Here is a 20,480-nt window from a genome sequence, read left to right on the forward strand (position 1 = left end):
AATTTGGCGTTAACGTTTTGGCAGGTATCCGTTGAATTTCGTTGTCGCAAGGATTCATGCCCAGTCCTAATCTTTAATGTAATGAGGCTTTTCTTGGTATCCCTTTTTTCTCTTGGCTTAATCTCCCTAAAAGCCCAAGAGGTTACCGTTACCGATCTTCAAACAACTATGGAGGAAGAGGTATCGCCCAACCCCACTATTGATGAAGCAGGTACTGCTGATTTTGTTCACAAGACCACTACCTCATCCCCAACCCAAAATAGAACGGCCAAAAAGCTACTAAAAATAGCAGATAAGGCATTTGATAATATGTGGTATTCGGAAGCTGCTGAACACTATGAACAGGCTTTTTCCTATATGAATGGTGTTCCGGCCATGCAAACGCTGCAAAAAGCTGCGGACTCCTATTATTTTATAGGGGATATGGAAAATGCTTCCAGATGGTATACAGTCCTTTTTGAAAATTATGAAGATGTTCTATCCAAAGATGACCTATTCAAATATTCACATGTCCTTAAGGGCATTGGAAGAAAGCAAAATGCAGATAGGGTCCTAACTATTATAGCCGGAAAGGATTTTGAAAATACGACCCCAAGTTATCTCAAGTACCGGGAACAGATTGTGCTCAAAAACCTAAAGATAAACACCAAGTATTCGGAATTCAGTCCCATCCCCAAACCTGATGGGCGAATTGTTTTTTCTTCTTCGGCCGACACGGGATTCTTAAAAACCAAACGGTATAAATGGAACAATCAACCCTTTCTGGATCTTTACGAGGCCAAAACAAAAGGGGATGGTTACGAGTTCAGTGATGTGAAAAAACTGTCAAAGACCATAAACACAAAGCATCATGAAGCCTCTGCTTCCTTTTCTCCGGATGGAAATACCATGTACTTTACCAGAAACAATAACAACAGGAAAAAAAGGGATAAAAAGAACGTTAACCATTTAAAGATCTTTAGGTCCAAATATGACAATGAAAAATGGGGTCCGGCAAAAGAGGTTTCCTTTAACAACGAGAATTACTCCACGGGCCATCCAGCCCTTAGCAAGGACGGAAAGCAGTTGTATTTTGTCTCGGATATGCCCGGGGGGTATGGCTACACTGACCTTTATGTTGTGGATATTGATGAAAACGGTGCCTTTTCGGAGCCTAGGAACCTTGGGCCGGAAATCAATTCCAGCAGAAAGGAAATGTTCCCGTTTGTTACCGAAGATAAGCTCTACTTTTCCTCCAATAGAAAATCCGGGCTGGGCGGACTGGATATCTACCAAAGTGATATTGGGAACGGTGTTGCCGAAAAACCCATAAATCTGGGCAAACCCTTTAACAGTATTAGGGACGATTTCTCATTTATGCTCCTAAAAGACAAGGAAACCGGTTATTTGGCTTCCAACAGAAAAGGGGGGAAGGGTGATGATGACATTTATTACTTCAAAAAGGAACAGCCCGAAAATAGTATTGAAAACAGGAATCGCGTTAATGGAATGGTCATTGATGCCGTCACCGCTGCGCCTGTGCCAAATGCGAATGTCACTTTATTCGATTCCAATAACCTTAAGATAGCTGAATTGGAAACTGGGGAAGATGGGGCTTTTAAACTTGAAAACTTGATTTCAAACTACGATTATACCCTCGCCATCACCAAAGACGATTATCAGGAAGCCCTGGAGTCCGTAACCACCAAAGACAATATTGAAATTACGTTTACACACAAACTAATGCCTGCAGATGCCATAGTGGCCCAAAATGCGGAAGGCCTTCCTGCGTTCAAGACGAAAGCCGTATACTTCAATTTTGATAGCTCCAACATCCGTGAAGATGCCAAAAAGGAATTGGATAGATTGGCAGATTACTTAGTGGACAATCAAAATATAAAACTGAAGATTGAATCGCATACAGATTCCAGGGGTAGTACTGTATACAATAAGTACCTATCCGGAAAACGTGCCCAGGCATCCAAGGATTATCTGTTGTCAAAAGGGGTGTCCGCCAATCAAATTGTCAGTGCCGAGGGATATGGGGAGGACCGATTGTTGAACGATTGTCATGATAGTGCCTCTTGTTCAAGGCAGGCACATCAGTTGAACAGGCGTTCGGAGTTCATTTTTGTGTACGATAAAACAACACGATAAAACAACACTAAAAAGGCGGGAAATTTCCCGCCTTTTTTATTGCACTCTCAGTGTTTTTAGAATGGCCTCAAGCTCAAACATATAGTCCCTTTTTTGGGTGGAAGGGGCAAAGGTAAAGCCCTCCACGATCAGCTTACGGTTATTGTTTTGATCATTCAGGATATAGGTCAAAAATGGGCCTGCCATCGGATAACCGTTTATTTCCCATATCCCTCGGGCCTCAGCTCCCTTTAGGCCGCCAACCTCGGCAGGGAACAAATAGGGGGCAAAGGCTTTTTCCGTTATCATAAAGGTGCCATCATCCGGTCCCGGAATATATTTTTTACCTATGGAATCGCGCATGGAAACAATGTCCCGCACAAAAGTGGAATCGTTGGAAAAACTACTTTCTGGCATACTGTACACCACAATGTTCATGTTCCCTTTGGGAATTTGCCTGTCCAACCAAACAAAATTGGCCTCCTGTTTCCCCACCCTATACGCAGAAGGAATGGTCATGGACACCCCAAAAGTCTCTTGTAGCGCCTTCTCCTTGTTCAATGAGCGTTTGAATCGCTCCTGGGCTTCGGATATTTCAATCCTTTTAAATTCGGTTATGGCGTTTTCAGCTACACTTTCCAGACCGCCGACCAGTTCTGCATAATTTGTTCCTTTTACCACAGCCACTTTTTGGGGCTGGGCATATACGTCCGTTTTAACATGGGAAACCGTAACGGAATCCTGCTGCACAAACAGTACAGATCTGGAATGGGCAGTTGCCCCCAAAAATACATTGGGGGGGATTTGTGTCAAGGATAGGATGGGTTGTTCCGGCATTAAGCTCAGGGCAGGCCTCGCAAAAAGTTCACGTACCTTGTCCCCAATGGCACCCCTCCACAGTTCATTGTCCATAACCACCATCACGGAGTTAACGCTTCCTGTGGAAGGTGGTAGAAAACGTTCTTTTTTTTTGGATTCCTTACAAGAAATGGCCACCAGCAATACCGCTGCGACCCATAGTGTTCCCAGATTTTTCATGCTCCTAATTTACGAAGAACAATTGCACAGTCTCAACTTTGTTCCCGGTTTCAAGTTGTTCCCGCGAATACCGTTCCATTCTCGTAAATTTTCAATACTAATTCCTGGATATTTTCTGGAAATGGTCCAAAGGGAGTCCCCAGATTGAACTTCGTGCACCTTGGAAGGGTCGTTGGGAAGTGCAATTGGTTTGGTCTTGGATTGATTCGTGGCCACCGCTTTAGATTGTGTTGTGGTAACGGGTTTTCTTGGATAAATGGTCAAGCGCTGTCCAATACGGAGGTTATTGCTTCGCAATCCGTTCCATCGTTTGATCTGACTTATGCCAACCCCGTACCGTTGGGCAATTTTCCCCAAATAATCCCCACTTTTTACCTTATATCGAATACGATCACTACTATTGACAAGGCGTGGAAGGGGTTTTTCCTGTTTGTCCAGCTCAGTCTTTGCATAAGCGTAGATGGCCTGCTCATTGGATACGAACTTGCCCATGTGTTTCACCGGAAGGCGCAAGGTATAGGTCTTTCCCTTTACTTTGGGGATGATATTCAATTTATATTGTGGGTTCAGTACCTCCAGTTCTTCTTTGGAAATCCCAACCAGGCTCGAAATCTGATCAAAGGTAATGAGCTCCTTTACATGAACGGTATCGGTTTCAAAATAGGGCCTCTCAATTTTTTCCCCCTTTAAACCGTGCTCTTCGGCATACTCAAAAAGATACATGGCCGCTAAAAAAGCCGGTACGTAACCTGCCGTTTCACGTGGAAGGTTCCTACGTATGTTCCAATAGTTTTTATATCCTCCCGAGCGACGGATGGCCTTATTGACATTTCCGGGACCGGAATTGTAGGCCGCCAAGGCCAAATCCCAATCGTTGAATATGTCATACAATTTGGCCAGGTATTTTCCCGCTGCTTTGGTTGATGCAATGGGATCACTGCGGTCATCCACATAGCTACTAACATCCAACCCGTATATCTTTCCCGTTGAAAACATAAATTGCCAAAGGCCGGTAGCACCTACCCTGGACTTTGCCCTGGGATTGAGTGCGGACTCCACAATGGCCAAATATTTCACCTCCAAAGGAATATTTTGATTGTCCAACTCTTGTTCAAACAACGGGAAATAGAATTGGCTTGCCGTTAACATACGCTGCATTAGCCCCCTTTTTTTGGTCAAAAAGGTTTTTATCACCCGTTCCAAGGAAGGGTTGTAGGCAATGTTGAACGGTGTTTTTTCATCCAACCGTTGTAAGCGAGCCTTTAAGGTATCCGTAGGGAGTTCCAGGAATTCCGTGGTGTCCACATCCATTCGGGTAACCTGGGCATACATTTCCTTGAAATAATCCTCGTGTTTTGCCAGTTCCTTTAGCCAAAGGCTGTCATAAGTATAGGCTTGCTCCATATCCCTGAGCGAAGCTTGTTCGGTTTCCGTTTTTGCCACTGGAACCTGTAGGGAAGCATCTTGAATAGTGTTGTCCTGGGTTTGGAGCAGAATGGGCCGCTCCCTATTCAAGGAATCAACCGCTACATTTAGGCTATCCTTTTTTTCTTCTTGGGCACTTAGCGAATAGGGCCCAAGAAATGCACATAACAGGAATAGGGCAAAAAATCTTACGTTCATCGTTGTACACAGTTTGGTTCGGGACCAACTAAAATGCAGTTTTTTTCCCTAATTCAAAAACAATAGGGTCAAAAACTAAAAAAATCGGATAAATTCCGTTAATCGATAACGTATTGATTAGCCCAATATTGCAGCGATACCTGGCAGTGTTTTCCCTTCCAAACTTTCTAGCATCGCGCCACCACCGGTAGATACATAGCTGACCTTGTCCTGAAAACCAAATTGTTTGACCGCCGCAACCGAATCACCTCCACCGACCAATGAAAAGGCCCTTTTTTGTGTAGCCTCATCAACGTAATTTCCCACAGCGATCGTTCCTTTGGCAAAGCTCTCCATTTCAAAAACACCAACCGGGCCATTCCATAAAATGGTTTTCGACTGTAAAATGACCTCTTTGAATTTCTCCAGGGTTTTTGGTCCTGCATCCAATCCTTGCCATCCTTCCGGAATTTCGTTTACCGAAACGGTCTGTGTATTGGCCCCATTATCAAAAGCATCGGCGGCCACCACATCCACGGGTAGGTGCACCATAACATTCTTTTCCGCGGCTTTTTTTAGAATGTCCAAGGCCAGGTCCAATTTATCGTCCTCACAAATGGAGTCCCCAACCTGTCCCCCTTGCGCTTTCACGAACGTATATGTCATACCCCCGCCAATAATAAGGTGGTCTACCTTGTCCAGGATGTTCTCAATTATGGTAATTTTGGAAGAAACCTTTGCTCCCCCAAGAATTGCGGTCACCGGTTTTTCCCCGGTCTGCATTACCTTTTCTATTGCTTTTATTTCCTTGGCCAGCAAATAGCCAAAGCACTTGTTTTCCGGAAAGAATTGTGCAACAATGGTGGTTGAGGCATGTGCACGGTGGGCGGTACCGAAAGCATCGTTCACATAGACATCCCCAAATTTTGAAAGTTTTTCGGCAAAATCCTTATCGCCACTGGTTTCCTCACTGTAAAACCTAAGGTTGTCCAACAATAGAATTTCCCCACTTTGTAAGTTTCCATAGGCCTGTTCTACTTTTTCACCCACGCAATCATCTACAAACTTTACCTGTACCCCTATGATTTCAGAGACCTTTTCACTGATATGTTTTAGGGACATATCCTCATTCCGCTGCCCTTTTGGTCTCCCCAAATGGCTCATTAAAACGGCACTGCCCCCGTCTTCCAAAACTTTTAGAATGGTAGGCTTTGCAGCTTCGATCCTACTGGTATCGGTTACATTGAATTCCCCGTCCAAAGGCACATTAAAATCTACACGGATCAAAGCCTTTTTATCTTCAAAAATATAGTCGTCTATTGTTTTCATAGGTTTTCTTGGTTTGAGTTTCAAAAGTAAGTAATTCCGAGTCCTGCCGAAACAAATTTAGGCCTCAATTCGGACTGGGTTTTAAATTCAAGTTAACGCCCTTAAATACGCTATATTTGGGTCTATGCTTTTTAAAAATGCCTTAGGCCAAAAACACCTAAAAAGTCATCTGGTTACCTCTGCCGATAGGGGGCGAATTCCGCACGCCCAACTTTTTGTGGGTCCGGAAGGCTGCGGCTCCCTCCCCATTGCATTGGCCTATGCCCAATATGTTATAAGTAAGTCCCATCCCAAGGACTCTGACGCCTATAATAGTTGTTTGCATAAATGTACCACCTTTACGCATCCGGATATTCATTTTGCGTTTCCTGTTTCCAATTCCGACAAGATAAAAAGTCACGCGGTAAGCGACAATTACCTTCAGGAATGGCGGCAGTTTTTATCGGAACAGCCTTATGGAAACCTCTTTGATTGGTACCGATTTGTGGGGATTGAAAAAAAGCAGGGACAGATTGGGGTGGACGAAGCGCAGGATATTGTCAAGAAACTCTCTTTAAAGTCTTATGAAGGCGGTTACAAAATCCTAATTGTTTGGATGGCTGAAAAAATGAATGTTGCCGCCTCCAACAAACTTCTAAAACTAATTGAAGAACCCCCTAAACAGACGGTGATCCTGTTGTTGGTCGAAGAAGAGGAACAATTGATCAGCACTATTAAATCCCGCTGTCAGGTCCTTCACTTCCCGCCATTGCCAGAAGCTATTATTGCAGAGGGTTTGGTTGAAAAAGGCTTGGATCGGGACCAGGCAAAACAATTGGCACACGAAGCCAATGGAAACTTTAATAAGGCCTTGGATTTAATGAACCAGGATTCTGAGGACCTGATCTTTGAAAAATGGTTTGTACAGTGGGTCCGGAGTGCATTTAAGGCCAAAGGCAACAAAGCGGCCATTCGCGATCTGATCCTATGGAGCGAAGAGCTTGCCAAAGTTGGTCGTGAAGTTCAGAAAAAGTTTCTGAAATATTGTATTTCCATTATTAGACAAGCACTATTATTGAATTATAATGCGCCTGAACTGGTCTATTCCAAAATGCATATGGACAATTTTGAGCTGAAAAAATTTGCTCCATTCATTCACGAAAACAATATCCAGGCAATTTTTGGAGAATTGGAATCGGCAATGCTCCATGTGGAACGCAATGGAAATTCAAGGCTTATTTTTACGGATTTATCCATTAAATTAACCCGCCTTTTGCATGTAAAGGCTTCTTAAACTTCAAATACTATGCACCTACATCTTGAGGGAAATTATGCCCAGGGCATTTTACTCGTTTTTTTGATCATTGTGTTTTTACAGAGCGGTATTGATAAAGTAATGGATTGGAAAGGCAACCTTTCCTGGTTAAAGGGCCATTTTGCGAAATCACCCTTTAAAAATGGGGTTCCCTTTTTGTTGGGAACCATTACCGTGATGGAAATTGCCTCGGGGCTGCTATGCGTTTTGGGATTGGTGCATTTGCTGCTGCATGACAACGCCGTTTTTGCCTTGTATGGCGCCTTGGTTTCCGGGATTACCCTTTTAATGCTTTTATTGGGCCAGCGTGTGGCCAAAGATTATGAGGGGGCCAAAACCATAGTCATTTATTTGGTGCCCACAGTGCTTTTGTTGTTTTTATTGCAATAAAAAACCCTGATAATCAGGGTTTTATTAGTGTTCTATACGCTTTTTATTGCTTGTACTTATCATTTAGTATTTTGAGGACATCAGTGGTCAGGTTTTTTGCTTCAACGCCATAAAGTACGCTTCCCCCTTCACCTCCGGTTAGGATATACGTATAACCATTGGCCGCTCCGTAAGCTTTGATTTCTTTTTTCACCTTACTGACCACACTATCCATTTCTGTTTGACCTTCGGCTTGTAGCTGTTGTTCTTCTTGTTGCATCTGTTGTCCAAGGAACTGGCTCTTTTGTTGCAATAGCCCCAGTTCTTCCTGCGCTTTTTTCTGGGACCAACTTTGTGCTTTGGTCTGTAGGGCTTGATACTCCAGCTGAAACGCCTGGGCAATACTGTCCCGCTTCTTGTTCATGAGCTCGGCTTTGGCCTTGAACTTATTCTCCACTTCTATTTTTTCTTGATAGCCGTCCATCAATTTTACGTTGTCAACAAAACCGATCTTATCTTGTTGGCAGGAAACGAGGCCCAAAACCAGTGCAGTATAAAGGAACTTTTTCATGTTTGTGTTTTATAAGCACGCAAAAATAACAAAAGCCTTGGCTCTGACCTTACACTAAAGGAAATTGTTTGTTTCGAGCGCCATAAGTATTGTTTATAAATATAGGAACAAAATATAGAGAAGGGCTATGGTTTTTGTGTAATTTAAAGAACCCTTCAGGGCGTTTCTCACAATCCCCTTAATAATTATAGGAAGTTACCCAAAACTGCTTTCTAGGGGCTTCTATTTGCTTTTTTGCAAGATATAGATATGGGAACTGTATTCTTTGTTGATCATTCCACTGATATTGGAAACCAAACCGAGCAATCCAGCCTTTATCCAATTCTTTTTACCGGTTTTATATTCCTCACTTAAAAGGGAAACATAAAAGGAATCAAACCACATGGGTTTTACCTTTTTCAGTTCCATTCCTTCCTTTAGAAACAATCGCGCTATTGCTGTTCTGGAAAAATGCCATAAGTGACGTGGTACGTCATAGGCCGCCCAAAAGCGGCCATAGGATTTAGCATCGTAGGATTTGAAATTGGGGACTGCGACAATAAGGGTTCCCCCTTCTTCCAACATATGGGACAACCGTTTAATGTTTTCCTTGAGGTTGGGCAAATGTTCCAACACATGCCATAAGGTAATGACCGAAAACTTCATTCCCCGAATAGTGACCAAATCCTCTTCCAGGTCAATTTCTTTTTGTGATGCCAGTTTTCGTGCATTTGTGTTGGGTTCCACTCCAAAAACCTTCCATTCTTTGTTTTTTGCGTGACGTAAAAAATCCCCTGTTCCCGCTCCAACATCCAAAAGGGTCTTTTGGTCTTTAGTGTACTTTTCGATCAAAGCAACTTTTTTTTGGAGGTTCCGTTTTTTGATTCGCTGGTACACCTTTTCCAGAAGCGTGCCTTCTCCATCGGAATGGGAAATGTAATTATCCGTCTCGTAATACTTTTCTATGTTGACGGGTTGTGGAGAGGTGACCAACATGTCCAATTTCTCATCATAAAGCAATTCAAAAGCTTCATTCGATAGAAAAAAGTCATTCGTTTTTAAATACGACTTCATTGTAATTATAGGTGGAAAGGTATTCTTCTTTTAGGCTGCGAAGATAGGTCAAAACCCTTGCTCGATTTGCATAGTCATCGTGCAAACAGTCTTTTTCCAATTTGGAGAACACTTCCATTACAATATAGTAATTGCCACTTCTGTAAATGGTATTTTCGTCGGTGGCCGTATAGGTTTCAAACTCCTCATTGGCAAATGCGGCATTCATGGTCACATCAAAAAGAAGAGGAATCAAATTGATCGCCTTATCCTTTTTTTCTACTTCATAAAAGGAAAAGAAATAATCGTTGCCATCAATTTGAAACGGCACCTCCACATCTACATAATAGTCTTGGAGGTTAAATTTTGTGTTGATATAATCATAAAAATGCCCAGCTTGTTTTGGGTCTTCAAAAACAAAAACCGTTTTCTTGGGAAGTCCTTTTTTAAAGCGCTTTCCTTTAACGGTTTTATAGTCGGAAATCCTTGGGGCAACACGTAGCGGTATGCAGGATGTCATTAGAAAAAATCCCAAAAGGATAATGGAAAGGTTTCTCATTTTGGTCTAGGTTTTTTGGTTACAAAAGCAAATCAAAAACCAGGCCAAAATCCTAATTGTTCCACGTGGAACGATCTGCCCTATCTTCCCAAAAACACCAAAAGCACACTAATGTCCGATGGGGACACGCCGCTAATTCTAGAAGCTTGTGAAATTGTAACGGGCTGAATCTCCAGTAATTTTTCCCTCGCCTCGGAAGAAAGCGACTTTAATTTTGAATAATCGAAGCCCTCCGGGATTTTAATATTTTCCAAGCGCTGCAATTTGTCCGCATTGTTTTTTTCCTTTTCAATGTATCCAGAGTACTTCACCTGAATTTCTGCCTGTTCCATTACTTCAGTGTCCAGACTATTGCTGCTAACATATTCCATGACCGAATCCAACTGCATCATATGGTCCATGGTTACTTTTGGCCTGGAAAACACCTTGAACATTTTGTCCGATTGTTTCACCTTAGCCGTCCCAATCTCTTCTAAAATCGGGTTGATTTCGTCTGGAGAAAAACTCGTTTTCCTGAAAAAAGAAACAAAAGCATCGGACTTTTCCTTTTTTTCTTCCATTCTATGTAAACGCTCCTTCTTTGCCAAACCCAATGCATACCCTTTTGGTGTTAACCGAATATCCGCATTATCTTGCCGTAATAATGTCCGATATTCGGCCCGGGAGGTAAACATTCGATACGGTTCCTCCGTTCCTTTGGTAATTAAATCATCTATTAATACCCCAATATAGGCCTCATCCCTTTTTAAAATAAAGGGGTCCTTTTCATTAATTTGTAAATGGGCATTTATTCCTGCCATCAAGCCTTGTGACGCTGCTTCTTCATAGCCGGTAGTGCCATTGATCTGCCCCGCGAAATAAAGGTTTTTGATCAACTTGGTTTCCAAGGTGTGTTTTAACTGTGTCGGTGGGAAATAATCATATTCAATTGCGTAGCCAGGCCTAAAAAACTTTACATTCTCAAAACCCTTTACGGAACGCAGTGCCCTATACTGAACATCTTCCGGCAGCGAGGTTGAAAATCCATTTACATAAACCTCAACTGTGTTCCATCCCTCCGGTTCTACAAAAATCTGATGTGCCTCCTTATCGGAAAAGCGGTGTATTTTATCCTCTATGGAAGGGCAGTATCGGGGGCCGATACTTTTGATCCGTCCATTGAACATTGGTGAGCGATCAAATCCTTCCCTAAGCAAATCATGAACCAAGGTGCTTGTGTGCGTCATATGGCAATCACGCTGCTTCTCCAATACAGGTGTATTCAAATAGGAGAACTTTTCCGGGTTTTGGTCCCCAGGTTGTGGAATCATAACGTCGTAATCCAAAGATCTCCCATCCACCCTTGGCGGTGTACCGGTTTTCATTCGCCCGCTATCGAATCCGATATCCACCAATTGCTCCGTGATGCCCGTTGCCGCCCTCTCACCTGCTCTTCCGCCCCCAAATTGTTTCTCACCAATATGAATCAATCCATTCAAAAACGTACCGTTGGTAAGCACAACCGCCTTTCCCCTCACATCAATACCCAAAGATGTCCTAACCCCAACGACTTGGTCATTATCGACCAACAAGCCCGAAACCATCTCCTGGTAAAAATCAACATTGGGTGTTTGCTCAAGGGCCAACCGCCATTCCTCTGCAAAGCGCATCCTATCGTTCTGAGCTCGGGGGCTCCACATTGCCGGGCCTTTGGATTTGTTGAGCATTTTAAATTGAATGGCCGATTTGTCCGTAACAATTCCACTATAGCCCCCCAAGGCGTCTATTTCCCGAACAATCTGTCCTTTTGCAATACCCCCCATAGCCGGGTTGCAGGACATCTGTCCAATGGTTTGCAGGTTCATTGTTACCAACAACGTCCTGGAGCCCATGTTGGCAGCAGCGGCAACAGCTTCCGCTCCAGCATGGCCACCTCCAACCACAATTACATCATATTCTTTTTCAAACATAACTCAATGTTCCACGTGGAACAATTTCATTTTTTCATTTTCCTTTGCGCGCATCACCAATGACTCTTCCTCGGTTTTATCATTATACCCTAATAGGTGCAATGCACCATGTGCCATTACCCGTCGCAACTCTTCTTCCTCCCGAACATCAAATCCCTTGGCGTTGTCGGCCACCCGTTCAATGGATATAAAAACATCTCCGGAAATCGTCTTCCCTGTCGAATAATCAAAAGTGATGATGTCCGTTAGGGTGTCGTGATTCAAATAGGTTCTGTTCATCTCATGTAAATAGTTGTCCCCACAAAAAATAAAGGACAACTCTCCTAGAACATATCCCTCGGAAGATACTATCCTACTAACCCAATCGGAATAATCGAATTCTGACAACAGTCTAAAATCCGTTTTGTAATTATAATGGATTGCCATTACCAAAGTATTCCTTTACTTTATTCTGAAAATCAGGCCGCAAAGGTAATGCTTGTCGGTTTAAAATCTCAATTTCATTGTTTCTAGGTGATAACAGCTCAGGTTTGGTCAAGATGGGTGTACTGTAATCCTTTTTGTTGGTACTACTTTCGCGTTCCTTTTTCTCTCCCTGTTTCAAAGCGGCATTCTCCAATTTCAACAACTGATGTTGAATCTGGTTCATTCGGTTAACCGTCCGCTCCGTAATCCCGTTTTCCAACAAGGCATCCTCAAACTGTTCCATTTGAATGACCAGTTTCTTTGCCAAGTCCCTTTTATCCCGATCTATGATATTCTGCAATTGTTCCTCCAGCGTTCGCCGAATGGTTTGCTGTTCCTGGTAAATTTCATAAATCTCCTTTAGCTGTTCTTCTGACAACCCATTGTTTCCAGATCCATCAGATTCTCCATCGCCATTCCCCTTTCCTTTGCCTCCATTTTCCTTTCCATCTTTTCCCTGCTTTCCTTTTTGTCCTTCCCCTTCGGACTCGCCCTCTCCCTGTTTGCCCTCATTTCCACCTTCCTTGGAACTTCCCTCTCTTTGTCCTTCTCCACTTTGCTCACCTTCCTTTCCTTCTCCATTCTGATTACCCTTTTCAGAACCCTGGGAACCATTCATCTTTTCCTGAAGTTCACCCTGGCTCTTAATGATGTCCGGTAATTGAAAACCTTCTCCTTGTCCCTGACCTTGTCCGCTCATCATACTTTGCTGCATATTGTCCAGGATATCCGCCAAAAAATCTGCCAGCGAATTGGAAGCATTCAACACATACTGCTGATAGGATGCTGCCTGGTAAATTTGGTTCTCGGCAACACTCTCAAGGGTCTTGTCCACATTATAATACACTTCCGTTATCTGTTCGTTCACAAATTCAGATAGTTCCGCCCGTCGCAATGAAAGTGCAAATAAACTATCGTCCACATGTTCAAAAAGCTGCCGTAATTCCTTTTGTCTCCTAACCGTAGTAGAGAATTCCCCAATCTCAACATCGCTCCCATTGACCTTGTCCAATAAGTTTTCCTGTTTAAAGGAAAATGTTACCAAATTATCCAGAATCTGCCGTAGCATTTCGGCATCCTCCACCACACTGGACCCCCCGGCTGCCCCCGCCATACTTTCCTGAAGTTTTTCAGAAAGTTCCTTCATCTTTTGCGCTGCCGACTTTTGCTTTTGGGAAGCCTTGTTCTGCATTTCTTCTTTTTCTTCTCCGGTCAACCCCGCGTTTTCCTCCCCCTGATGTTTATTGATTTCCTCCAACGCTTCTTGCTGATCCTTTTTAATGGACTCTTGTTGGTTCTTATTGAAGTCCAATTCCATGGGCTTCTTCAAACTTCTGTTATCCCCTTTTAACTCATCCAACTCCTTTGAGATTTCCTCAAAATCCTCATTCAGTTTTTGCTGTTCCTCTTTGGAAAAATCCTCCTCCAGTTTAAGTTCGGACAATACCTTTTGCTTCTCAGCAAGTTCATTTAGTTTTTCCCCAAGTTGCGCTGCTTTTTCCGTTACATAATAGCGCTTGATAAGCTCCAGTAACTGCTCCAAGTTCCTTTTGCCCGAACTTTGGGATTTGGCCAAGTCCTCCAATCGTTTCTTTAGTTCCTCCTTTTCAATTTTATCCGCTACCCGATCCAACTCCTCCAACAGCTTCTGGTTCTTTTTCGCTTCCAATTCCTGACGCTCCAACCGTTCCTGCAGCAATTGGTTCATTTCACTATCCTTCTCCTCTTTTCCCAAGTTTTCCCTTAGCTCCTTGCTGAACTTCTCCATCAGTTCTTCCTGCTGTTGCTGCTTGTTCAAGAACTGCCGTATCCTTTCCCGTTCCTTGTATTCCAGATTGTCTTTCTGCTTTTGTTGCAAGTTGATTTCCTTTAAAACATCACTCTGCTCTTCCAGCTGCTCCAAGCTCTTATCCAATCCCTTAATCAATGACTCTTGATTTTCTAAGTCTCTGTCCTTCAGTTCTTTATCATTCAATAAAGCGGTTTTAAACAACTGACTTTTCACTCGTTTCCCCCCTCTGAGCCCATCATTGTCCACAACTTCAAAATACAACTCGTACACCTTCCCTTCTTCAATGGCAATCCCCGATGGAAAGGTGTAATAGAATTGTGCAACATTGGTGTTTGGCCTTAACAACTCTATCCTATTTTCATCATCTAGTCTTCCCGCTTCATAGTACACCAGATGAATGCTGTCCACCATATTATCATCGGAGGCCCCGCCGGAAAAATAGATTTCATTGGGTCTCAATGAGTCCAATAACTGTTCTACTTTAATCCTTGGCGCTGCATCCTTTAAAACATTCAATCGATAGCCCAAACGTTCATAATGACTTACCTCTTGGTTGGAAGTGGACAGTTCATAATCCATAGTATTAAAAACCCGCTTCGAAAAAAGAAACTCATTTTCCGTTCGGTCAAAGGATTCGGTCGTATCCTTGGTAATAAATTCAATGGTCGTTGTATTCAAACCTTCCAAATACCAACTAATTCGACTTCCTTCCGGAATGGTCATATTACCAGTACCCCTAATTTCCTTTTCGGCCAACCCCAAATAGTCCGGGTAGTTTACCTTTACCCTAAAATCGGCAATTGCCGGAACTTTGGTCACCCTTACCGTATAGTCCCGCGAATCCACTTCATTCGCGCTAAAACGAAATGTAAAGTTCGTAAGTGGTGGTTCCAGGGTAAATTCATGCGTCCCCTTGCCCGTTGCCTGCATTAACATTCGTTCTCCCCCAACTTCCATGAATACCGCCTCCGGAACCATTTCGCCATGTGTACCCACCTCAATTTTCAAAGGCGTATCCTCCAAAACCGTTAGATCTCCATTCTTTAAAATGAATTGAAACGGAGCCGGAGGTTCATAGGCCACATCATAATTGACCACCCTGTTGTAGGAGTTGAAAAAATCCGCGATGCTTCCAGAAACCCATACCAAACCCAAAATCAATAGGGGAATAACCAAATAACGCCCATACCTAAAACCATCTTTAAAGTTTACGGCATCGCCAAAAGGCAAGGGTTTCAACTCAACGGAACGTTGCTCAATTGCTGCCAGAAGCAGGTCCGTTCTCACCGAATTTTTAGAAAGCTCCAACAAATTGAGCAATTTGTCCCCTACTTTAGGAAAATGCTTCCCTATCAACCGTGAAGCCTCCCTTTCCGTAATACCCTTTTTGAGTTTCACCAAATACAGTATCGGAACCAATACATATTGGTATCCCAACCCCACAAGTATGGCCAAGAAGCCAAAGAAAAGGACGGATCGTATTGTTGTGGACAGCCAAAGCAGGTATTCCGTAGCGGTAACCAGCAGAAAAAGTAGCAACCCAAAGGTCAAGAACAACAAAATCCCCTTTACAAGCACCTTGCTGTAGTACCTTTTACTAAAGGCTTCCAGTTTCGCTGTAACGTTTTGAAAACTATTCAATACTCAATTCTTTCTTCCAAATTAGTTATTGAACAAAAATCCACACCAAAATATTATGTTAAATCAGTCCAATTTCCCAAATTCATCTGTCTGTAGCCATACATGCCTTGCCCTATATTTGCAATTGAATTTTATGTTATGGGTAAAAAAACACGTGTTCGCTTTGCACCAAGTCCTACCGGACCTTTACATATTGGCGGTGTCCGTACGGCACTTTTCAATTATTTGTTTGCCAAAAAAAACGGTGGTGATTTCGTCCTTCGCATAGAGGATACCGATCAAAGCCGCCGTGTGGAAGGCGCGGAGGAATACATCATTGAAGCCATGAAATGGTGCGGAATTCCTTTTGATGAGGATCCTACCAAGCCCGGGGCATTTGGGCCTTACCGACAAAGTGAACGCAAGCATTTATACAAACAATATGCTTTGGAACTTATAACCAAAGGACATGCGTATTATGCCTTCGATACCTCTGAAAAATTGGATTTTCATCGAAAAGATCATGAGGCCAAGGGTAAAACCTTTATCTACAACTGGCACAATCGTTTAAAACTGGACAATTCCCTTTCCCTATCAGAAGAAGAAACCCATGCCAAACTCAATTCCGGCCAACCCTATGTTATTCGATTTAAATCCCCGCAGGACCAAAAATTGGTCTTACAGGATGTGATCCGAGGGGACATCGAAATAGATACCAATGTGCTGGACGATAAAATACTCTTTAAAAGCGATGGCATGCCCACCTACCATTTGGCCAATATTGTAGATGACCATCTCATGGAAATAAGTCATGTCATTAGGGGAGAGGAATGGCTTCCTTCTTTGGCTTTGCACCATTTGTTATATGATGCTTTTGGCTGGGAGAAACCCATTTTTGCCCATTTACCTTTAATTATGAAGCCTACGGGAAAAGGTAAACTGAGCAAACGCGATGGTGAAAAAGGCGGCTTTCCGGTCTTTCCATTGTCCTGGAAGGAATCCCAGGGATATAGGGAAACTGGATATTTTCCTGAGGCGGTTCTAAATTTTATGGCGTTTTTGGGTTGGAACCCAGGAACAGAACAGGAATTGTTCTCGTTGGAAGAACTTGTCCAGGAGTTCTCACTGGAGCGGGTCAATAAATCCGGTGCTCGATTCGACCCAGAAAAAACCAAATGGTATAACCATCAATGGTTGCAGAAAAAGAATGATGGGGAATTGGCCCTCCTATTTGATTCGATTTTAGATGACCATAAAATTCCCAGCAATGTTCGGCACGACGGCTATGTGGAAAAAGTGATTTCACTCATCAAAGAACGGGCGAACTTTGTCCAGGACTTATGGGAATTGGGAAGCTACTTCTTTGAAACCCCGGCCACTTATGCGGAAAAAGCAGTCAAAAAACAGTGGAAGGAAGATACCCCGACCATCATGGAACACCTTGCGGAAGTATTAGGGTCCGTGGAAGACTATTCGTCGGCCACCCTTGAGGCCAATATTAAAAACTGGATTGGGGAACAAGGGTATTCCTTTGGGAAAGTAATGCCACCTTTACGTTTGGTCATTGTTGGGGATATGATGGGGCCCCATTTATTTGATATTATGGCGGTATTGGGGAAAGAGGAGTGTTTACTTAGGATACGTAAGGCAATTAATACGCTGTCTTAACCCATTTGTTTTCGCCGTATACCTTTTTACGTTTACGAAAACCGATATCACCGCCTACCAAAAGGTAGCTGCCTAAGGTGTTCTGGGCCATTTTATGGCATACCAGATAATCATCCCAAAAACAAATAGTTCCACAAATTGGTAGAGCACGAAGAATTTCTTCCATTCATTTCCCATATCACCAATAATAATTAAAATGGAAATCACCGCATACAATAGGGCTACGACAATGTTCAACCATTTATTCCATTGGGGTCTTAAAACTACCGAGGCCATTATCATCAATGCGGGAATGATGAGCAAAACAGAAAAGCCGATCAACATACCAGGTGTGGTAGGGCCCATTGGAGTTTTTAAATTCATCATATCCTCCAGATCTCCGGGAGTCATCAGACCAAAATAATCAGCGTAGATATATAAAAACATGAGGGAAGCCCAAAAGCAAGCCAGTTTTGTTTTAATGTTCACTTTAGGGTTGCTCAACGGGTTGGATGGTATGGCCATTAGTGACAGGTTTATCCCATAAGACCGTACCGTCCCCATTTTGTTACAATGATAGCGAATTGTAACAAAACTTTCATTTTAAAGACCTATACTATCCAAGACTTTCGTATTTTCCATATTCATCAAAAACACTATGCAATGAGCACTTTCTTTCTAATACCAATCGTTTTTTTTGCGCTTATTATTTTATTTGCCTCCTTTTTTATCGTTAAGCAGCAGACCGCGGTCGTTGTTGAGCGTTTTGGCCGTTTCCAAAGCATTCGCAACTCTGGACTACAAATGAAAATTCCCCTTGTTGACCGCATTGCCGGCAGGTTAAGTTTAAAAATCCAACAGTTGGACGTTATCATTGAGACCAAAACACTGGACGATGTTTTTGTAAAACTAAAGGTGTCCGTGCAATATGTTGTGATACGTGACAAAGTGTATGATGCCTTTTATAAATTGGAATATCCCCATGATCAGATCACTTCATTTGTTTTTGATGTGGTCCGTGCCGAAGTACCTAAAATGAAACTGGATGATGTCTTTGTCAAAAAAGATGATATTGCCATCGCCGTAAAACGCGAACTCCAGGAGTACATGTCCGAATATGGGTATGACATTATTAAAACCCTCGTGACCGATATTGATCCTGATGCCCAGGTAAAGGAAGCCATGAATCGAATCAATGCTTCCGAAAGGGAAAAGATTGCTGCCCAATTTGAAGGTGATGCCGCTCGAATCCTAATTGTGGAAAAAGCAAAGGCCGAGGCCGAAAGTAAACGATTACAGGGGCAGGGTATTGCCGATCAACGACGTGAGATCGCCAGGGGCCTGGAAGAATCCGTGGAAGTATTGAACAAAGTGGGCATCAACTCCCAAGAAGCTTCGGCCCTGATCGTGGTAACCCAACATTACGATACCCTACAATCCATTGGGGAGGAAACCAATACCAATTTGATCCTACTGCCCAACTCTCCACAGGCCGGCAGTGATATGCTCAACAATATGGTGGCCTCTTTTACCGCTAGCAATATGATTGGTGAACAGATGAAAAAATCCAGTCCTAAAAGCGGGGGCAAGTAGGCCTAATCCCATTTTGAAAACCTAATAGTTGAACTTTGGGCCTCGCCCTCCATGAATTATGGAGGGCGATGTTTTTTGCAGACCCAAAATTTGGAATTCCCATCGGAATGGAAAGTGCGTTTGCCCAAAACTAAAGAGGAACACTTTCTTTCCTAAATACCAGTTGTTATATTTTTACATCTCTAAAAATACTGACCAATTCCAAAAACGATTCCGCTGGACGCATTATCACCTACCCCGAAACCATAATCAAGTCGAAAAACCGCGTTGAAAATTCGCTTATGGATCAACCGGAACCCTATCCCTGGTGACAATCTAGTGGACGACCCATCGAACAATTGGGAAAAAGGGTTCCCGGGATTACGCCATGAACCAGCATCAATAAAGGCATTCCCCTGAACCACAAACCAGCCTTTCTCATAAAAAGTATGCCTGTATTCGGTGTTTAAGACAATAGCGGCCGTTCCACGATCGACCACATTGCCCACTCCCCTAATATTCAATTGATTGTCCAATGTAAAGGGGGCAAATGGCGAGTCTTCATTACCAATCGTGGCCGCTAGGCGCAATCTACTGGCCCAATTGCCGCGACTCCCCAGCTTCTTGTAGTAAATAAAATCATTCCGCAAGGACAAAAAGTCTTGCAAAAAAGTCCTTCCAGCCGCATCCCCATCCGTTTGTTGAATATACTGTCCCGTAAATTCACTTTGCACGCCATCCACATATTGATAGTCAATATCAATATTTACATAACGATAGATTGCCCTATAAAAAATCTTATCCGCATTGAGTTCCAAAGGCCTATCCAATAAGGGTTCTTCCCCATCAAAAAGGTAGTTTTCCCTCACCCAGACCACGCCCAACTCTGCCTCATTGTTAAAATCAAAGGAGAACAGCAGGGCCCCCTCAAACATTTGGGAATTAAAGCGGTAATCCTTGTCCCCTTCATCAAAGAAAATAGGTTCCTGGCGGGTGATGTCCTGATAGTTGAAGCCTATACCCAGTTTATCGCTGAATAAAAAGGGATGTTCCCAAAAGAAACCGAACGAATTAAAGACATTTCTTTCAAAAAAGCCTCCAACCAATTGGTTGTTTCCCAAAAAATTAAACTCAAATAAGGAGAGGCGGTAGGCAAAGCTTTCATCTGGCGCCGTAGCTATGCGCGCTCCAGGAATCAAAGTAAAGTTTTCCTCTATGGTATAGGTTACATCAACACCTTGGGAACCCTCTTGTGTTTTGGCCTCAGCATAAGCAATTCCGGGTAATCGTTTTAATCGCTCTACATCCTCGGCAACCTTATCCTCATCATAAGCTTCGGCAACCTTGCTTTTTATCAAGCGCTCCAGAAAACGCGCCTTGGTACGCTTAAGTCCTTCAAATTCAATGTTGGATATGTTCCTTCCTTGTGCGGTAAGCAGCACAACACTAAAAAATAGTACGAGCTGAACTATTTTTTTCATCTTAATCATAGCTTTAGAAGCTATAAGACGAAATAAAATGCACTT

Annotated in this window: 16 protein-coding genes; 5 read left to right on the forward strand and 11 right to left on the reverse strand. The window is 42.9% G+C overall.

The features are described 5' to 3' along the window. Window positions 1-81 precede the first annotated feature (81 nt). On the forward strand, window positions 82-2,136 hold the full coding sequence (locus L0P88_RS09885) for an OmpA family protein (protein WP_247134421.1): 2,055 nt from the start codon (window positions 82-84) through the stop codon (window positions 2,134-2,136). A 36-nt stretch (window positions 2,137-2,172) separates the two neighbouring features. Here L0P88_RS09885 and L0P88_RS09890 read toward each other — a convergent pair whose 3' ends face one another. The 3 genes from L0P88_RS09890 to L0P88_RS09900 form a co-directional block, all read right to left on the reverse strand. Further along, window positions 2,173-3,153, reverse strand: a complete 981-nt coding sequence (locus L0P88_RS09890; protein WP_247134422.1) for a DUF4837 family protein — start codon at window positions 3,151-3,153, stop codon at window positions 2,173-2,175. Between the two features lie 9 nt (window positions 3,154-3,162). Continuing rightward, window positions 3,163-4,776, reverse strand: a complete 1,614-nt coding sequence (locus L0P88_RS09895; protein WP_247134423.1) for a LysM peptidoglycan-binding domain-containing protein — start codon at window positions 4,774-4,776, stop codon at window positions 3,163-3,165. 117 nt (window positions 4,777-4,893) lie between these two features. Continuing rightward, the gene (locus L0P88_RS09900) at window positions 4,894-6,084 is read right to left on the reverse strand and encodes a phosphoglycerate kinase (RefSeq protein ID WP_247134424.1); all 1,191 of its coding nucleotides are present in this window, start codon (window positions 6,082-6,084) and stop codon (window positions 4,894-4,896) included. Between the two features lie 124 nt (window positions 6,085-6,208). Here L0P88_RS09900 and L0P88_RS09905 point away from each other — a divergent pair, with 124 nt between their 5' ends. Continuing rightward, window positions 6,209-7,357 carry an ATP-binding protein gene (locus L0P88_RS09905; protein WP_247134425.1) on the forward strand — a complete coding sequence of 383 codons (1,149 nt, stop codon included), beginning with the start codon at window positions 6,209-6,211 and terminating at the stop codon, window positions 7,355-7,357. Between the two features lie 12 nt (window positions 7,358-7,369). Further along, window positions 7,370-7,768, forward strand: coding sequence for a DoxX family protein (locus L0P88_RS09910; RefSeq protein WP_247134426.1), 399 nt, complete (start codon window positions 7,370-7,372; stop codon window positions 7,766-7,768). 43 nt (window positions 7,769-7,811) lie between these two features. On the opposite strand, the gene L0P88_RS09915 is transcribed toward L0P88_RS09910, so the two are convergent. The 6 genes from L0P88_RS09915 to L0P88_RS09940 all read right to left on the reverse strand — a co-directional run bounded on the left by L0P88_RS09915 (window position 7,812) and on the right by L0P88_RS09940 (window position 15,756). Next, a complete protein-coding gene (locus L0P88_RS09915) occupies window positions 7,812-8,318 on the reverse strand; it encodes an OmpH family outer membrane protein (protein WP_247134427.1) in 507 nt (168 codons plus the stop codon). A gap of 222 nt (window positions 8,319-8,540) precedes the next feature. Next, the gene (locus tag L0P88_RS09920; protein WP_247134428.1) at window positions 8,541-9,371 is read right to left on the reverse strand and encodes a class I SAM-dependent methyltransferase; all 831 of its coding nucleotides are present in this window, start codon (window positions 9,369-9,371) and stop codon (window positions 8,541-8,543) included. After that, complete coding sequence (locus L0P88_RS09925) at window positions 9,346-9,909, reverse strand: hypothetical protein (protein WP_247134429.1); 564 nt, start codon at window positions 9,907-9,909, stop codon at window positions 9,346-9,348. The genes L0P88_RS09920 and L0P88_RS09925 overlap by 26 nt, the downstream gene beginning before the upstream one ends. Window positions 9,910-9,989: 80 nt before the next feature. Next, entirely contained in the window at window positions 9,990-11,858 is a 1,869-nt protein-coding gene (gene mnmG, locus L0P88_RS09930; protein ID WP_247134430.1) for a tRNA uridine-5-carboxymethylaminomethyl(34) synthesis enzyme MnmG, read from the reverse strand. A 3-nt stretch (window positions 11,859-11,861) separates the two neighbouring features. Beyond that, on the reverse strand, window positions 11,862-12,284 hold the full coding sequence (gene ybeY, locus L0P88_RS09935) for an rRNA maturation RNase YbeY (protein WP_247134431.1): 423 nt from the start codon (window positions 12,282-12,284) through the stop codon (window positions 11,862-11,864). Beyond that, window positions 12,268-15,756, reverse strand: coding sequence for a hypothetical protein (locus L0P88_RS09940; protein WP_247134432.1), 3,489 nt, complete (start codon window positions 15,754-15,756; stop codon window positions 12,268-12,270). The genes ybeY and L0P88_RS09940 overlap by 17 nt, the downstream gene beginning before the upstream one ends. 138 nt (window positions 15,757-15,894) lie before the next feature. On the opposite strand from L0P88_RS09940, the gene gltX reads away from it, so the two are divergent. Then, window positions 15,895-17,403 carry a glutamate--tRNA ligase gene (gene gltX / locus L0P88_RS09945; RefSeq protein WP_247134433.1) on the forward strand — a complete coding sequence of 503 codons (1,509 nt, stop codon included), beginning with the start codon at window positions 15,895-15,897 and terminating at the stop codon, window positions 17,401-17,403. Window positions 17,404-17,475: 72 nt separating this feature from the next. On the opposite strand, the gene L0P88_RS09950 is transcribed toward gltX, so the two are convergent. Then, window positions 17,476-17,907, reverse strand: coding sequence for a DUF6326 family protein (locus L0P88_RS09950; protein WP_247134434.1), 432 nt, complete (start codon window positions 17,905-17,907; stop codon window positions 17,476-17,478). Between the two features lie 138 nt (window positions 17,908-18,045). Between L0P88_RS09950 and L0P88_RS09955 the strand changes: the two genes are divergently transcribed. After that, complete coding sequence (locus L0P88_RS09955) at window positions 18,046-18,975, forward strand: SPFH domain-containing protein (RefSeq protein ID WP_247134435.1); 930 nt, start codon at window positions 18,046-18,048, stop codon at window positions 18,973-18,975. Window positions 18,976-19,157: 182 nt separating this feature from the next. On the opposite strand, the gene L0P88_RS09960 is transcribed toward L0P88_RS09955, so the two are convergent. Next, the gene (locus L0P88_RS09960; RefSeq protein WP_247134436.1) at window positions 19,158-20,435 is read right to left on the reverse strand and encodes a POTRA domain-containing protein; all 1,278 of its coding nucleotides are present in this window, start codon (window positions 20,433-20,435) and stop codon (window positions 19,158-19,160) included. Between the last annotated feature and the right edge of the window lie 45 nt (window positions 20,436-20,480).

This window comes from Muricauda sp. SCSIO 64092, from assembly GCF_023016285.1.
GTDB lineage: Bacteria > Bacteroidota > Bacteroidia > Flavobacteriales > Flavobacteriaceae > Croceivirga.

Bases quoted from the DNA above. Each gene is read 5' to 3' on its own strand.
- L0P88_RS09885 (WP_247134421.1), top strand. From the start codon at position 82: ATGAGGCTTTTCTTGGTATCCCTTTTTTCTCTTGGCTTAATCTCCCTA.
- L0P88_RS09890 (WP_247134422.1), bottom strand. From the start codon at position 3,153: ATGAAAAATCTGGGAACACTATGGGTCGCAGCGGTATTGCTGGTGGCC.
- L0P88_RS09895 (WP_247134423.1), bottom strand. From the start codon at position 4,776: ATGAACGTAAGATTTTTTGCCCTATTCCTGTTATGTGCATTTCTTGGG.
- L0P88_RS09900 (WP_247134424.1), bottom strand. From the start codon at position 6,084: ATGAAAACAATAGACGACTATATTTTTGAAGATAAAAAGGCTTTGATC.
- L0P88_RS09905 (WP_247134425.1), top strand. From the start codon at position 6,209: ATGCTTTTTAAAAATGCCTTAGGCCAAAAACACCTAAAAAGTCATCTG.
- L0P88_RS09910 (WP_247134426.1), top strand. From the start codon at position 7,370: ATGCACCTACATCTTGAGGGAAATTATGCCCAGGGCATTTTACTCGTT.
- L0P88_RS09915 (WP_247134427.1), bottom strand. From the start codon at position 8,318: ATGAAAAAGTTCCTTTATACTGCACTGGTTTTGGGCCTCGTTTCCTGC.
- L0P88_RS09920 (WP_247134428.1), bottom strand. From the start codon at position 9,371: ATGAAGTCGTATTTAAAAACGAATGACTTTTTTCTATCGAATGAAGCT.
- L0P88_RS09925 (WP_247134429.1), bottom strand. From the start codon at position 9,909: ATGAGAAACCTTTCCATTATCCTTTTGGGATTTTTTCTAATGACATCC.
- mnmG (WP_247134430.1), bottom strand. From the start codon at position 11,858: ATGTTTGAAAAAGAATATGATGTAATTGTGGTTGGAGGTGGCCATGCT.
- ybeY (WP_247134431.1), bottom strand. From the start codon at position 12,284: ATGGCAATCCATTATAATTACAAAACGGATTTTAGACTGTTGTCAGAA.
- gltX (WP_247134433.1), top strand. From the start codon at position 15,895: ATGGGTAAAAAAACACGTGTTCGCTTTGCACCAAGTCCTACCGGACCT.
- L0P88_RS09950 (WP_247134434.1), bottom strand. From the start codon at position 17,907: ATGGCCATACCATCCAACCCGTTGAGCAACCCTAAAGTGAACATTAAA.
- L0P88_RS09955 (WP_247134435.1), top strand. From the start codon at position 18,046: ATGAGCACTTTCTTTCTAATACCAATCGTTTTTTTTGCGCTTATTATT.
- L0P88_RS09960 (WP_247134436.1), bottom strand. From the start codon at position 20,435: ATGAAAAAAATAGTTCAGCTCGTACTATTTTTTAGTGTTGTGCTGCTT.